This window comes from Bacteroides sp., assembly GCF_019417265.1.
GTDB lineage: Bacteria > Bacteroidota > Bacteroidia > Bacteroidales > Bacteroidaceae > Phocaeicola.
Map to the genome: position 1 here is coordinate 31,013 of NZ_DXVR01000014.1, position 14,394 is coordinate 45,406.

The window sequence follows — 14,394 nt, forward strand, 5'->3', positions numbered from 1 at the left end:
CTGTCCTTTCAGATGTTCAGAGAAATAATCCACAAGTCTCCAATAGAAATACTCGTTCATATCGCCGAATCCGTGACGCTGTCCAGGAAGGTAAAGCATATCGAAACGCTTGCCGGCACGTATCAGCGCATTCACGACACGGGTTGTATTGGCAGGATGAACATTGTTGTCTATATCTCCATGTACAAGCATCAGATGGCCTTTAAGCTGTTTCACTATTTCCGGGTTAGTGGCAATCTTATAAACGAATGTAGTATCGCCTTTCTCTGTAACAGTTTCCTTTACTCCATGATGGGTTTCGCTCCACCAACGGTTATAGATACGGTTGTCGTGGTTTCCTGCACATGACACTGCAGCCTTATAGAAATCAGGATACTGGCATATTGCGGCTGTAGACATAAACCCACCTCCGGAATGTCCGTGGATACCTACATTATTTATATCAATATATTTGTGACGGGCAGCAAGCTGTTCTACTACAGCCTTATGGTCGGCCAAAGGATAGTCGCGCATATTGCCGTAACCGTAGTTGTGATACCACTTGGAGCGGCTTGGATGTCCTCCCCTCTGCCCTACTGATATCACAATGAAACCTGCCTGAGCCAAACGGTCTGTACGGACACTCATACGGGTAAACGGATAATATACAGCCTCAACCTGCGGACCCGGATATACATAGTCAATGATAGGATATACCTTAGTAGAATCAAATTCGTAAGGCTTGTACATCACACCGTAAAGGTCTGTAACACCATCGGCAGCCTTAACCTTAAAGAGTTCAGGGAACTTGTAGCCGGCAGCCTTAAGATTCGAGAAATCGCTTTCCTGAATTGTCAGAACCTTATTTCCGTTTCTGTCAATCAGGTCTGCACAAGGAACAGTATTTACTCGTGAGAAATTGTCGACAGCAAACTGTGCATCGTCCGACAATGATATCTGATGGAAGTAATCGCCCTTGGTAAGTCTGGTCAGTCCGCTACCGTTTACGTTTACTTTATACAGATGTTCGTAATAAGGGTTTTCATCCTTTTCCTTACCGTTTGCCAGGAAATAGACAGTACGTGCAGCCTCGTCTATCTTCAAAACCTGCTCTACGTGCCAAGGTCCTTCAGTTATACGGTTCTTCAGATTTCCCTTGTCATCATAGAGATACAGATGTGCCCATCCGTCACGCTCGCTCCACTGTACAAACTCCTTACCACCGTTGATAACGTGGATAGGACGAGTTTCCTGATAGGTATTCATACGTTCTTTTACAATAGGAACTATCGAATCCTCACCTACGGTATATGTACATACGTCTATACGGTGAAGATCTCTGCTGTATCTTGTCACAAAGAAACGGTTGTTGTCGCCCTGCCATACAGAAGGACGGAACTCCATATCTCTCTGCTTTTTCTCTATCGGCTTAGATTCCAGTCCGAGCCATTGGTTCTTCCATGCAGACACCTTTATTTCCTTACGGGTGTTGGATGTCATATCGAAGATATACAGATGTTCCTCCGGAGCTTCCATTTCTCCCGGCATCTGATATTTGTAGGTTTCGAGCGTTGGACGCGGTTCTGCTATGGAATTGATGACCCACAGAGGCTTGACTGCCCTGTCATCAGATACTATCGTTACGAAATGCTTTGAGTCAGGCGACCAGCAGCCCCATGCTTTACGACGCTTGCCATTGCATAAGGTATCTGTATTTAGAATGCTGTATGGAATACCATAACCGAAATCGGGCATACCGTCGGTAGTAAGCTGGATTTCTACAATTGTGCTGTCCTTCTCATCCTTCTGAGCCTTACGATAGTCGGCAATACTCATACGGTAAAGGTTGCAGTCCTTGGCATATACCACCGACTGTCCATCCGGAGAAACTGATGCCCAGTCAAGCTCCTTCGGCTCTTTTTCCTTATCCGTAAGGTGAGTAAGTTTCTTTGTAGGGAAGTCATATGAGAAGTAGAAAACCTGCTTTTCGGCTTTCTTCTTTTTATCCTTGTCCTGCTTGTCCTGAGATGAAACGACCTCAAAAGTGAAAGTACGTCCGTCTGCCTCAGCCTTAAGATTTTTCAACGGAAGCTGTCTTGCCTCAAACGGATCTTTTACTATCCCGGTGAGTTGTGCAGCCAATTTATCACGGTCGAACAACAGTTCTTTCTTCTTCTGCGATGAATTTACCACATACCAGAACTTACCTTCGGATGTCTTATACTCATACCAAAAGCCGTTTCCGTTCTGAAACCAATGAGGATCGACCATGGTAGAAAACAACATATTCTTAAGCTTACTTTCTGTAAACTTTTCGGCCTGCAGATATTCCGGAAGTCTTTCCTGAGCCACAACAGCTGTAGCCGAAAGCATCATTCCGCCCAATATTGCAGAAAACAAAAATCTCTTCATAATCAGTTATTTTATTACAACAGAAATCTTAGCACATCATTGAAGTTTGCCCAAATAAGCAATGCAAAGAGCAGGAACATACCAACCATCTGGGCATATTCGAGGAACTTGTCGCTCGGTTTGCGGCGTGCTACTATCTCATAAATAAGGAACAATACATGTCCACCATCGAGTGCCGGGATAGGCAAAATGTTCATAAATGCAAGAATAATAGACAGGAATGCTGTCATAGACCAGAAACGCTGCCAGTCCCATACCTTAGGGAATATGCTTCCGATAGTACCGAAACCGCCAACACTCTTTGCTCCTTCCTTAGTGAATACATACTTAAGGTCGTTTACATATCCTTTCAGTGTATTTACACCAAGAGAAACTCCTGCCGGGAACGACTCAAAGAAACCGAAAGTACGCACAGTAGGAGTGTAATTAAGCATACCACCTATAGCTGCTACCTTGAACTGTTCGTCTGTAGTGACATTCACAGTATCTCTCACTCCGGCACGCGAATAGACCAAAGTAAACTCTGCTGTAGTCTTTTGAGCAACTTCAGCTCTCAGTTTCAAATCAGCAATCTGGTTCTGGAAATCATTCCATGAATTAAGAGTCTTTCCGTTAACGGCTATAAGTGAGTCACCTTTCTGAATACCGGCATTGGCAAAACCACCTCCGGCCAAAACTGAATCGACTACATTAGGATAAAATATATCAACAAACATAGGGTCCTGCTGGGCTACATCAATAAGGCTCAACTCAGGCATAACGATACTTACAGTTTCACCATTGCGCAAAACCTTAACTTCCTTAGCCTCAACCACATCACGTGTCATATCCATGCCGAAACGTTCGAGTTCTTTGCCATCGGCACTAAGGAGTATGTCACCGTCGCGGAAACCAATGTTCTGTGCTGTTTCATTAAACTTGAGTCCATAGCTCATATCTTTGAGTGCAATATACTTGTCGCCCCATGTGAACAGAATCATTGAATATATGAAAAGAGCTAAGATAAAGTTCATCAGCACACCGCCAATCATGACAAGCAATCTCTGCCATGCCGGTTTTGAACGGAACTCCCACGGCTGTGCAGGCTGTTTCATCTGCTCGGTATCCATAGACTCGTCTATCATACCGGAGATTTTACAATAACCACCCAACGGCAACCATCCTACACCATACTCAGTTTCCGAGTTTTTAGGCTTGAACTTAAATAGAGAAAACCATGGATCGAAAAAGATATAGAACTTCTCAACCCTGATTTTGAATAAACGCGCAAAGAAGAAGTGTCCTCCTTCGTGTACTATAACCAAAATAGACAAACTTAGTACCAACTGAAGGGCACGGATTAAAAATGTCTCCATCTGTTTTTTCTGACTTTTTTAGATTAATTGGATTAATAAATTAAAAACCTGAATTAATGACGAACTCGGCAGCTATGCGGCGTGCTATAGCATCTGTTTCCACATAGTCATTATATGTAGGATTACTGATAAACGATACCCTGTTCATGGTCTTTTCTATAACATCACTCATACCGAGGAAGGAAATCTGGTCCTTGAGAAAGGCCGCTACTACCACCTCGTTGGCAGCATTCAGTATGCAGGCCATATTTCCGCCACGATTCATAGCCTCATAAGCAAAGGCAAGATTTCTGAAACGCTTTGTGTCCGGAGTCTCGAATGTAAGAGTATTGCACTTCATGAAATCCAGACGTTCGCCCGAAAGAGATTCACGCTTCGGATATGAGAAGGCATACTGTATAGGTAAACGCATGTCAGGAACGCCGAGCTGTGCTTTCACTGCACCGTCCATATACTCTACCATTGAATGTATTACAGACTGCGGATGAACTACAACCTCTATCTGTTCCGGCTTTACTCCGAAAAGCCATTTTGCCTCGATAACCTCGAATCCCTTGTTCATCATCGATGCAGAATCGATGGTAATCTTGGCTCCCATGCTCCAGTTAGGATGCTTCAAAGCCTGTTCTTTAGTTACAGTGGCAAGCTGTTCCATGCTGAAAGTACGGAAAGGACCGCCCGATGCAGTAAGAATGACTTTACTTATAGGATTATTCATTTCCAGACACTGGAATATTGCCGAATGCTCTGAATCAACAGGCAAGATAGGAGTTCTGTACTGCTGCGCAAGTTCTGTAATAAGCTCACCTGCCACAACCAAGGTTTCCTTGTTTGCCAATGCAATGGTCTTTCCTGCCTTTATGGCATTTATGGTAGGTTTCAGACCGGCGTATCCGACCATTGCCGTCAAAACTATATTCACAGGACCTGATTCCACAATCTCACACAATGCCTCTGCTCCGGCATAAACCTTGATAGGCAAATCGGCCAAAGCATCCTTCAGCTGCTGATACTTATCCTCATTTGCTATTACAACAGCTTCCGGCTGGAACTTACGAGCCTGCTCTATGAGTTTATCCACTCTGTTATTGGCAGTAATGGCATAAACTTCATACATGTCAGGATGTTCCTCTATCACTTGTAGAGCCTGGGTACCTATAGAACCCGTAGACCCTAAAATAGCTATCTGTTTCTTCATAACCTTAGAATACTATATAATTTCCCGGATTTATTGGTGTTCCCCTGCGCCAAAGTTCAAAATGCAGATAAGGTTCCTTATGACTGCCCCCCCCTTTGCCAACCAAAGCAATAACATCTCCACCTTTAACCTTGTCGCCCGGTTCCTTCATCAATGAACCACAGTTTTTATATATACTGATAAAATTTTGCGAATGCTGGACCTGTATCACATAACCGTCGTTTACTGTATATGTAGCCATAACCACAGTACCGTCAAGCACAGACACCACATTCTCATTTTTAGACGTAAGAATATCTATTCCATAATGTTTCTTTTCAGGGTCGAAATTGACTTCCATCACACCATTGACAGGCTTGAAGAATATCAATCCGGCTGCAGCATTACTGTTGTCTATCTCTCTCAGATTATATCTTTCCTTCTGTTCGTATTTCTGACGGAACTCTTCTTCCTCCTTTGTTCTCTCCATGAGCTGTTCGGCTCGAATATTCGTAAGCGAGTCAATGGACTGGACTGTATCAACCTCTATCTTACCGCTGAAAATATCCTGGATATTCATTATATATCTGTTCTGCCTTTCAAGAGCTAATCTCAATGAATCTGCACGGAGTGCGTTCGACACTACCATTTCGCGGACTTCGGAGTTCATATATCCCGGCAGATAGTTGCGTAACGGAGTAAATGCAATTATGGATGCAGCGATAATAAAGATAACCGTACAGGCAAACAAAAGCACAGAAAGGCCGTTCAGTTTGGATACATGTATCCCAACCACTTCCTCCAATGTATTCTCATTGATGATAGTAAGCTTATATTTGAACTTGATATTATGCCAGAATGCTTTACGTCCTTTCTTTCTCATACTCACCTGTCTTTTATTACTCCAATAATCCTTCCGGAATATCTACTTTAACACGCTTCTTCTTGTGGTCGATATCAAGTATAAACTCTTCGTGTGCAGGAAGCAACAACTCATCTCCATCCTCCTTCTCTATCACGAACAGCACATTTATGGTAGTATCGTCCACATCAGATATTGTTCCGAGCGTTCCATGGTTTACATCGTCTACAGCAAAGCCGACAAAATAATTCCATGATGTAACCTCCTCCTGTTCCTCTACATATTTCACAGGGAAGAATACCTCCACATTGGTAAACATCCTTGCCTTTTCGGCTGTATCTACATCCTCGAACTTAACCAAAGCGGAATTATCCGAACGGAAACGGTATTCCTCAATGAAGAAAGGAACGAGGATTCCGTCCATAAGCAATATCAGATAATCACAATCCACACGGTCGAAAATATCGTCTGTAAAAGTAAACGACACCTCTCCTTTCACACCATGCGGCTTGTTGATGACACCTATTTTATATACTTCTTCTTTTTTTATCATGACAATTACTCAAATTCTTGTTATACGCGCACCAAGAGCTGTAAGACGTTGCTCTATATTCTGATAGCCTCTGTCTATCTGTTCTATATTATGTATGCGGCTTGTACCTTCAGCTCCCATGGCAGCAATCAGCAAAGCAATACCGGCACGGATATCAGGCGATGTCATATTTCCTCCTCTAAGACTGAAATTATGGTCATGGCCTATCACGACAGCTCTGTGAGGGTCGCACAATATAATCTGCGCTCCCATATCTATCAGTTTATCAACAAAGAACAGTCGGCTTTCAAACATTTTCTGATGAATGAGTACGCTACCTTTAGCCTGTGTGGCCACAACAAGCATCACACTGAGAAGGTCAGGAGTCAGCCCCGGCCATGGAGCGTCGGCTATAGTCATGATGGAACCGTCAATGAACGATTCAATCTCATAATGTTCCTGCTGTGGCACAAAGATATCATCCCCTCTCTGCTCTATTTTTATCCCCAAACGGCGGAAGCTGTCAGGTATGATACCTAAATTGTCATAAGAAACATTCTTTATGGTTATCTCGCTTCGTGTCATAGCCGCCATTGCGATAAAGCTACCGACCTCAATCATGTCCGGCAACACGGTATGAGTACAACCTTTCAGTTCTTTTACACCCTCGATAGTAAGAAGATTTGATGCTATACCTGTGATTTTTGCCCCCATACGGTTCAGCATCTTGCAGAGCTGCTGAAGATACGGTTCACAAGCTGCATTATAAATAGTGGTAGTACCTTCGGCAAGAACTGCAGCCATTACGATATTTGCAGTACCTGTAACAGAAGCCTCATCAAGCAGCATATATGTACCTTTCAGTCTGTCTGCCGACAAAGTATAAACTCCGCGTTCCGCATCATAATCAAAAGATGCTCTCAACTTCTGTACGCCGATGAAATGCGTATCCAAACGACGGCGACCAATCTTGTCACCGCCCGGCTTTGAAATCATAGCCTTTCCGAAACGCGACAAAAGTGGTCCAACGAGCATTACCGAACCTCTCAACTTGGAACATCTTAACAAGAATTCCTCACTTTCGAGATATGAGAGGTTGACATTATCAGCCTTGAACGAATAAGTATCTGCATTCAATTTCGACACGGTTACTCCCATATCCCTGATAAGCTGAATAAGATTGTTCACATCAAGTATATTCGGTATATTATGAACGGTAACCTCTTCAGATGTAAGCAGAGTTGCACACAAAATCTGCAACACTTCATTCTTGGCACCCTGAGGAGTTATCTCGCCATGAAGTTTATGTCCACCTTCTATTACAAATGAGCTCATATATTTCTTTAAGTTTATAAGTTTGCAAGTTCTTAAGTTAGCTGACACAAACACCAACAAACTCAAGAACTAAAGAACTGAAAAACTATTGTTTACGCTTCTGCTGGTTATTATTGTTATTGGTCTGTCGGCGACGCTGTGTAAACACACGGTGTTCGAACATCTTTACATCATCGACAGTAATCTTTATTCTACCGTCAGACAGTTCGCAAAGGTCATCAATGATTCTCTGATTATCCACACCATCCTTATTCCAGTTCTGATAATCCTTCTTCATCTGGTTGGCAATAAGGTTGATGAGCTGTCTTTTTTCCTCCCCTTCCTCATAACCGGCTGCAACGTTTATCATATCCTGCACAAAGCGTCCGTAATGCTTATAACGCAATTTTGTCTGAGGATAAGGAACCCTGTCAGGTTTTACATTAAGACTTTCCTTCTTAACGATTTCCACCGGATAGTCTATATCAAGCTTGAAATCTGACATTATAGCCAAATGGTCCCATAGTTTCTGATTCAATTCAGCATTATCCTTAAACTGCGGGAACATTCCTTTCATTATCTTTACAATAGTATTGGCACAGATTTGTCTTTGCTCACGGTCTTCAATGGTAAGAGCATGATCCACCATATTCTGTACACTTCGTCCATACTCAGGAAGCGGAAGTCGGCGTTGCTGGGTATTATATTCCATAATAAATAATTTCGATTTAATCTATTAAAGTAATTTTTTAGGAGTAGAGGCTACAAACTCTTTAAGATAGAAAGGCTCAAAATAAGCCACATCCTTGTAATCTTCTTTTGCTACAGCCTTTTCAGCCAAAGGGAACATCCATTTAGCCAAAGGATAAATGTCATCGATAAAATGAGCATTAGGATGATTAATCTTTTCCCTACATTTGGCAGCACCGTTACCAAAGAAATAGACAGGATGCTCATCAAGAAACTCCTTATAAGAATTTTCATCTATAATATCAGCACCTATTTCACGGCACGCCTTAAGAGAACGGTCGTATATAGCTGCATAAACCTCCATACGGCGAGCATCTATCATAGGACACAATAAAGCATCCTCCGGCAAATCGTGGTTCAAAAGAACCGGTACACACATAATTTCCGGTGTAGGAATACCGATGAGAGGAATGTTTCTTCCGTAGCATATTCCTTTAGCCATGGATACACCGATACGCAAACCAGTGTAAGAACCCGGTCCGCAGCTTACCGCTACAGCATCCAAAGGAATTGCATGGTTATCAACAAACGACAGAGCCTCATCAACATACACACCAAGCAGCGTAGCATGTGAAGGTCCGTTAAAATCCTCTTTAGTAAAAATAGAAGCACCGTCCTGACTTACAGATACGGAACAAACTTCTGTAGACGTTTCAATATGTAAAATGCACGACATAGTTTATTTTAATACATTATTGTCCGCAAATATACACTTTTTATCCCACTCTATTTCTATAATTTCCTCACTTTTCCTTACTTTTGCAAAAAAATAGAATTTGTTATGATACAATCAATGACCGGTTACGGAAAATCAACCGTTACTTACAACGATAAGAAAATTATCGTAGAGATAAAATCACTAAACAGCAAGGCACTTGACGTTTCTGCCCGAATAGCTCCTTTATACAGAGAAAAAGAAATGGAAATCAGAAACATGATTTCAAAAAGTCTGGAACGCGGAAAAGTGGACTTCAGCCTGTGGATTGAAAAAGAGGCTGCAGATACAGCTACTCCTATCAATGCAGCCCTGCTGCAGAACTACTACACTCAGATCAAGAATATATCTGAAACATGCAATATACCTTTGCCTTCCGACTGGTTTGCGACCCTACTCCGCATGCCGGACGTACTGACAAAAGTTGACATCCAGACACTGGAAGATGAAGAATGGGAAGTTGCAAAAGGAGCTGTAGAAGAAGCTATAAACGCACTCGTCAACTTCCGCAAACAGGAAGGTGCGGCCCTGGAAAAGAAATTCAACGAGAAAATAGACAACATAGAACGTCTGCTTGCTTCTATCGAACCGTTTGAAAAAGAAAGAGTGGCACGCATCAGAGAAAGAATCACAGATGCACTGGAAAAGACAATCAGTGTAGACTATGACAAAAACCGTCTGGAGCAGGAACTGATATACTACATCGAGAAATTGGATATCAACGAAGAAAAACAGCGTCTTACCAACCATCTGAAATATTTCCGCGAAACAATGGCAGGAGGACACGGCCAGGGCAAAAAGCTTGGTTTCATTGCTCAGGAAATGGGACGTGAAATAAACACAACGGGAAGTAAATCGAACCATGCAGAAATGCAGAACATAGTAGTCCAGATGAAAGACGAACTGGAACAAATCAAGGAACAGGTACTTAACGTAATGTAAAAACAGTATTTAAATACTATTTAAACAGGTATTAAACGCTATTTAAATATGGGAAAACTTATTATATTTTCAGCACCTTCGGGCTCAGGCAAATCAACTATCATCAACTATCTGCTCAAACAGAATCTAAACTTGGCATTCTCTATTTCCGTAACAAGCCGCGCTCCACGCGGAACAGAACAGAACGGAGTGGAATATTTCTTCCTAACCCCTGACGAGTTCAGACAGAAAATAGCAGACGGTGAGTTTCTTGAATACGAAGAAGTTTATACAGACCGTTTCTACGGAACACTGAAATCACAAGTAGAGAAACAACTATCAGAAGGCCAGAACGTGATATTCGACGTTGATGTAGTAGGAGGATGCAATATAAAGAAATTCTATGGCGACCGTGCACTATCGGTATTCATCCAGCCACCATCAGTAGAAGAACTTCGCAAACGCCTTAACGGACGCGGAACAGACACACCGGAAGTAATAGAAAGCCGTATTGCCAAAGCAGAGTTCGAATTAAGCTATGCCGACAAGTTTGATGTGGTAATAGTAAACGACGAACTTGAAAAGGCTCAGGCCGAAGCACTTGAAATCATAAGCAACTTCCTGAAAAAGTAAATATGGCAAGAAACCCCAAGAAAATAATGCAACTGATGACGATTCTTACTATCGTCATCGGTTTTGCTGCCTTGGCAGTAGGCATAGTGGCAATAGCGAAAGAAGAATACATCATAGCCACGGCAATGATATTAGTTGCAGCATGGCAAGTGGTCAACTACAGATTATGGAAGAAAAAAAGCTAAGGACAGGCATATTCGGAGGTTCGTTCAATCCGATACACATAGGACACCTTGCATTGGCCAATTATCTGTGTGAGAACGGCTACATAGACGAACTATGGTTTTTGGTTTCACCACAAAACCCCTTCAAGCAGAATCAGTCATTGCTTGACGACAACATGCGTCTGAAGTTGGTAGAAGCAGCTATAAAAGGATATCCGCGCTTCCACGTATCTGACTTTGAATTCAGCCTCCCCAAGCCATCATACACCGTTACAACCCTTAACAAACTGTCTGAAGCCTATCCAGATAAGGACTTCTATCTGATAATAGGTGCCGACAACTGGGCAGCCTTCGACCGTTGGAAATCACCGGAAGAAATCCTTTCACGTCATCATGTCCTGATATATCCCCGTTTGGGATATGAAATCAATTCAGAATCACTGCCACCTCGTGTAAAAGCCGTAGACAGTCCTTTAATAGAGGTCAGTTCAACTTTCATCCGTGAAAGTCTGGCACAAGGCAAAGACGTGCGGTATTTTCTGCACCCTTCCGTATATGAAATAATTGAAAAGGAAAGATTATATTTTTCCAAATCAAGTATTCACCAGTAAACATAAAAGAATTACCATGATTATTACGTTAACTTTTACAATTTGTCAACAATCCCCCCAAAGAGGGCAGTAGAAATTTAGTGGGGATAACCATACAACTTAGCAATTCTGAAGAGAAAGAACTTTTTATCCGTTACTCCATGCAGATTGGCTCTGAATAGTTTGATTTTAGCATTAAATGATTCTGCAGCAGCGTTAGAGGAACGGTTGTTGTAGAAGTTGAGTATTTCATCATAATGCTCATAGAAAGTAGTGGCAATAACATTGAACTGCTTCAGTCTGGAGTTGTCCACCTTGTTATACCATCCGGCCATGCTTAACCGTGCGGCATCCTTTAATGTATTCTTAGAGAATATCATTCTCAGCGAATGTGATAATCCATAAGCCATTTGAATGTCCGGATACTCATCAAAAAGGATTTCAGCCCTTTTCTTTTGTTTTTCCGTCCATTTGTCTGCGGATTTGAACAGAAGATAACGACTTCTCATAAGCAGTTCAGGGCGGGTATCTCCATTGGGAAAACGGAACGGTTCATAGGGTTTTCCTGAATGTTTACATTCTTCCATTTCTTCATTGCTCTGCTGTAAGGCATCCCAACGGTGTGCCACACGAATCTCCTGTACGGCATCACAAGCCGGTTTTTGTATGTGAAAACGGTCTATCACTCTACCGGCTTTCGGAAATGCGGTAGAAACGATTTTGCGCATCGAATCGGAAAGATCCAAAGTCACTTCCTCTACTTTCATACGTTCTTCCTCGTCTATCAGTTTCAGTACTTTTATTACGTCTTCCGATTTCGTGCCGGAGACAACTGCTGCCAGGCTTCCTTCACCGGTGTGGCGGTCACGGTTGGTGATAAACGTGTAAAGCTCACCGTTAGACAGGGATGACTCATCAATAGCAAGGTCGGACCTATGTTTTCCGGAAATAACAGCCATTCCTCGGCATGGTCAAGCTGTTCCCAGTTACGGAAGTCGCTTAACGTTTCCTTGTACTGCTTCTCAAATGTATGTGCGTTTATGTGGTAGAACGTTTCAAGCGTACGGCAGGTCACAGGGGATGTCTCCATACGTTTCTTTTAAAAAAGCCCCGAACTCCTTAGAGTAACGGGTGTCCTTGCATACCACATCAAGATTGATTGGAATACTGAAACTTTTGCCTGTGCGTACATCTGTCCACCTGCGACGACGGATAATCAATACAACCTTATGGTCACGGATTGGGAAATCAGTGACATTTACAGGTTCCATAAAACCTTTGGACGCAAAATTAACATCACCTGACAAGTTCGGATTCATTAACTCATCAAGATGAATATGAATCTCATTTAAAGTTTATTCTAAACCTGTTATCCTAAAATAATCCAGTATTGCTGAAGGTAGCACGATGCGTGCAAGCACTTTCAATTGATTCGTTTCCATAAGACATAGGTCGCAATTTATAGGGATAATAAAAATTAATCCCCATTAAATTTCTACTGCGCCCTTATAAGTCCTCCCACAACTTGATAAATAAACGAAAAAATGGAGGCTTGTCCACTTTGGACGACCTCCATTCACGTTTCAAAGGTATGAATTATTTATAACTTTTGCAACTGACGGATAAACGCATTAGTCATGCTTATCTGACGGTGTCCTATAACCTGCTGAATTGTAGTGATAGGTATATCACGGTTAATCAATCTTGATGCACAAGTATGTCGTGCTACATGAGCCGTTACATGCTTATTCAGATTGCAGTTTTTCAATGCAGCTCTAAGCCTTGCATTAAACTTGCTATTGTCACCTACAGTAAAGAACTCTGACAGCTTATTCTTATACTTGCTATAGAGTTGTTCAGCACGACCATCGAACAACGCCCACAACGGCAAGCGTACAGGTGTACATGTCTTTACAGAAGTATATTCCAGCCACAAACGTCCGTTATCCTCTTTAAAATTTTCAGCACTCAAAGAAGCAAAATCGCTTATCCTCGTTCCGACGTAACTCATGAATAGAAACTGGTCAACAGTAAGTTCGTGTGTCTTCTTCAATAATCCTGTAGCGGCATAGTTTTCAATCGTGCGAATGTCATCATCGCTCAAAGCCTTCATCTTGTAGTTGTTCTTGAAGTCTTTCGGGTCGTGATAGAATGCCAGACCATCGGCAGGAACTTTATTGCCATACAGTTTTCGAGCTATGTTGTAGTAAGCTTTCACTACGTGCATTTCCTTGCATACAGTAGAATACTTCAGTCCCGAACTGATAAGATACTGCATGAAACCTCGAAAGAAATCTTCAGACAGTGATGTGACCGGACATGTATCTCTGTACTTCTTCAGTGTACGAAGCACAGTAGAATGAATTTCAATTGTTCCCGGCTTCAGATTCCTTTCATACATAGCTTTTCCCCACATGGCATACCAATCGGCTGACGCTCCACGTTTCGCATATATATCATGCAGCTTAGTGAGTGTCATTTCTCCATCATAGGTAAGCTCAATCTCTTCAAGGGTGTAAAGAGTTTTCCTGATAAGCATGTTCAGTTGAATAGCGTTAGGATTGCTTTTGATAAGTCCGCTCTGTTTGTTCCATTCTTCTTTAAAGATGCGTATATTGGTGTCGAGTTCGATAAACGAACCGTACTGTGAACACTTGACAAATACGGCAAGCATTCCTCCTTTTACTGCATGAGTAAGGAGAGAAAATTGAATTTTTTCCATGACTTTTATTTTATTGATGCACTTTAAAGTTACGAAAAAAACACGAGAAAAGCAATTGTTTTTCAGAATATTTCATATATTTGTTGCGATAATCCATGACGGATTATTGATGCACTAAAGGTGGCAAGTCAAGCGAGATTTGCTGCCTTTTTTTATGCTTTCAGCGAACGCTCAGTGAACACGAAATGAACGGCTGACGAACACGATTTGAACTTTGTCTTTTCCTGATTTTGGTTGACTGTTATAATGTCATTACCACTGATTATAG

Annotated in this window: 13 protein-coding genes and 2 pseudogenes; 4 read left to right on the plus strand and 11 right to left on the minus strand. The window is 42.0% G+C overall.

Annotation, left to right across the window (positions count from 1 at the left end):
* From QZ379_RS03395 to tsaB, 8 genes are all read right to left on the minus strand, one after another.
* Positions 1-2,391, minus strand: a 2,391-nt coding sequence (locus QZ379_RS03395; protein WP_291558381.1) for an alpha/beta fold hydrolase, incomplete at its 3' end; no start/stop codon positions are given.
* A gap of 14 nt (positions 2,392-2,405) precedes the next feature.
* A complete protein-coding gene (gene rseP, locus QZ379_RS03400; RefSeq protein ID WP_291558382.1) occupies positions 2,406-3,746 on the minus strand; it encodes an RIP metalloprotease RseP in 1,341 nt (446 codons plus the stop codon).
* Between the two features lie 40 nt (positions 3,747-3,786).
* Positions 3,787-4,944 carry a 1-deoxy-D-xylulose-5-phosphate reductoisomerase gene (locus QZ379_RS03405; protein WP_291558384.1) on the minus strand — a complete coding sequence of 386 codons (1,158 nt, stop codon included), beginning with the start codon at positions 4,942-4,944 and terminating at the stop codon, positions 3,787-3,789.
* Between the two features lie 4 nt (positions 4,945-4,948).
* Positions 4,949-5,806: a M23 family metallopeptidase gene (locus QZ379_RS03410; protein WP_291558386.1), complete on the minus strand. Its 858-nt coding sequence runs from the start codon at positions 5,804-5,806 to the stop codon at positions 4,949-4,951.
* A 16-nt stretch (positions 5,807-5,822) separates the two neighbouring features.
* Entirely contained in the window at positions 5,823-6,338 is a 516-nt protein-coding gene (gene rimM, locus QZ379_RS03415; protein WP_291558388.1) for a ribosome maturation factor RimM, read from the minus strand.
* Between the two features lie 9 nt (positions 6,339-6,347).
* Positions 6,348-7,652, minus strand: a complete 1,305-nt coding sequence (gene murA, locus QZ379_RS03420) for a UDP-N-acetylglucosamine 1-carboxyvinyltransferase (RefSeq protein ID WP_291558390.1) — start codon at positions 7,650-7,652, stop codon at positions 6,348-6,350.
* A gap of 85 nt (positions 7,653-7,737) precedes the next feature.
* Positions 7,738-8,343, minus strand: a complete 606-nt coding sequence (locus tag QZ379_RS03425) for a DUF4290 domain-containing protein (protein ID WP_291558392.1) — start codon at positions 8,341-8,343, stop codon at positions 7,738-7,740.
* 24 nt (positions 8,344-8,367) lie between these two features.
* Complete coding sequence (tsaB, locus tag QZ379_RS03430; RefSeq protein ID WP_291558394.1) at positions 8,368-9,057, minus strand: tRNA (adenosine(37)-N6)-threonylcarbamoyltransferase complex dimerization subunit type 1 TsaB; 690 nt, start codon at positions 9,055-9,057, stop codon at positions 8,368-8,370.
* A 105-nt stretch (positions 9,058-9,162) separates the two neighbouring features.
* Here tsaB and QZ379_RS03435 point away from each other — a divergent pair, with 105 nt between their 5' ends.
* From QZ379_RS03435 to nadD, 4 genes are read left to right on the plus strand one after another with little or no spacing between them, the layout of a single operon-like run.
* The gene (locus tag QZ379_RS03435) at positions 9,163-10,038 is read left to right on the plus strand and encodes a YicC/YloC family endoribonuclease (protein WP_291558396.1); all 876 of its coding nucleotides are present in this window, start codon (positions 9,163-9,165) and stop codon (positions 10,036-10,038) included.
* 48 nt (positions 10,039-10,086) lie between these two features.
* A complete protein-coding gene (gene gmk, locus QZ379_RS03440) occupies positions 10,087-10,650 on the plus strand; it encodes a guanylate kinase (protein WP_291558398.1) in 564 nt (187 codons plus the stop codon).
* A gap of 2 nt (positions 10,651-10,652) precedes the next feature.
* On the plus strand, positions 10,653-10,835 hold the full coding sequence (locus tag QZ379_RS03445) for a hypothetical protein (protein WP_291558400.1): 183 nt from the start codon (positions 10,653-10,655) through the stop codon (positions 10,833-10,835).
* Positions 10,817-11,425, plus strand: coding sequence for a nicotinate (nicotinamide) nucleotide adenylyltransferase (gene nadD, locus QZ379_RS03450; protein ID WP_291558402.1), 609 nt, complete (start codon positions 10,817-10,819; stop codon positions 11,423-11,425). The genes QZ379_RS03445 and nadD overlap by 19 nt, the downstream gene beginning before the upstream one ends.
* A gap of 77 nt (positions 11,426-11,502) precedes the next feature.
* Here nadD and QZ379_RS03455 read toward each other — a convergent pair.
* The 3 genes and pseudogenes from QZ379_RS03455 to QZ379_RS03465 form a co-directional block, all read right to left on the minus strand.
* A pseudogene (locus QZ379_RS03455) lies at positions 11,503-12,494 on the minus strand (transposase).
* Positions 12,460-12,846: pseudogene (locus tag QZ379_RS03460) on the minus strand (hypothetical protein). The pseudogenes QZ379_RS03455 and QZ379_RS03460 overlap by 35 nt, the downstream one beginning before the upstream one ends.
* A 158-nt stretch (positions 12,847-13,004) precedes the next feature.
* Complete coding sequence (locus QZ379_RS03465; RefSeq protein ID WP_291558404.1) at positions 13,005-14,126, minus strand: tyrosine-type recombinase/integrase; 1,122 nt, start codon at positions 14,124-14,126, stop codon at positions 13,005-13,007.
* Positions 14,127-14,394 lie beyond the last annotated feature (268 nt).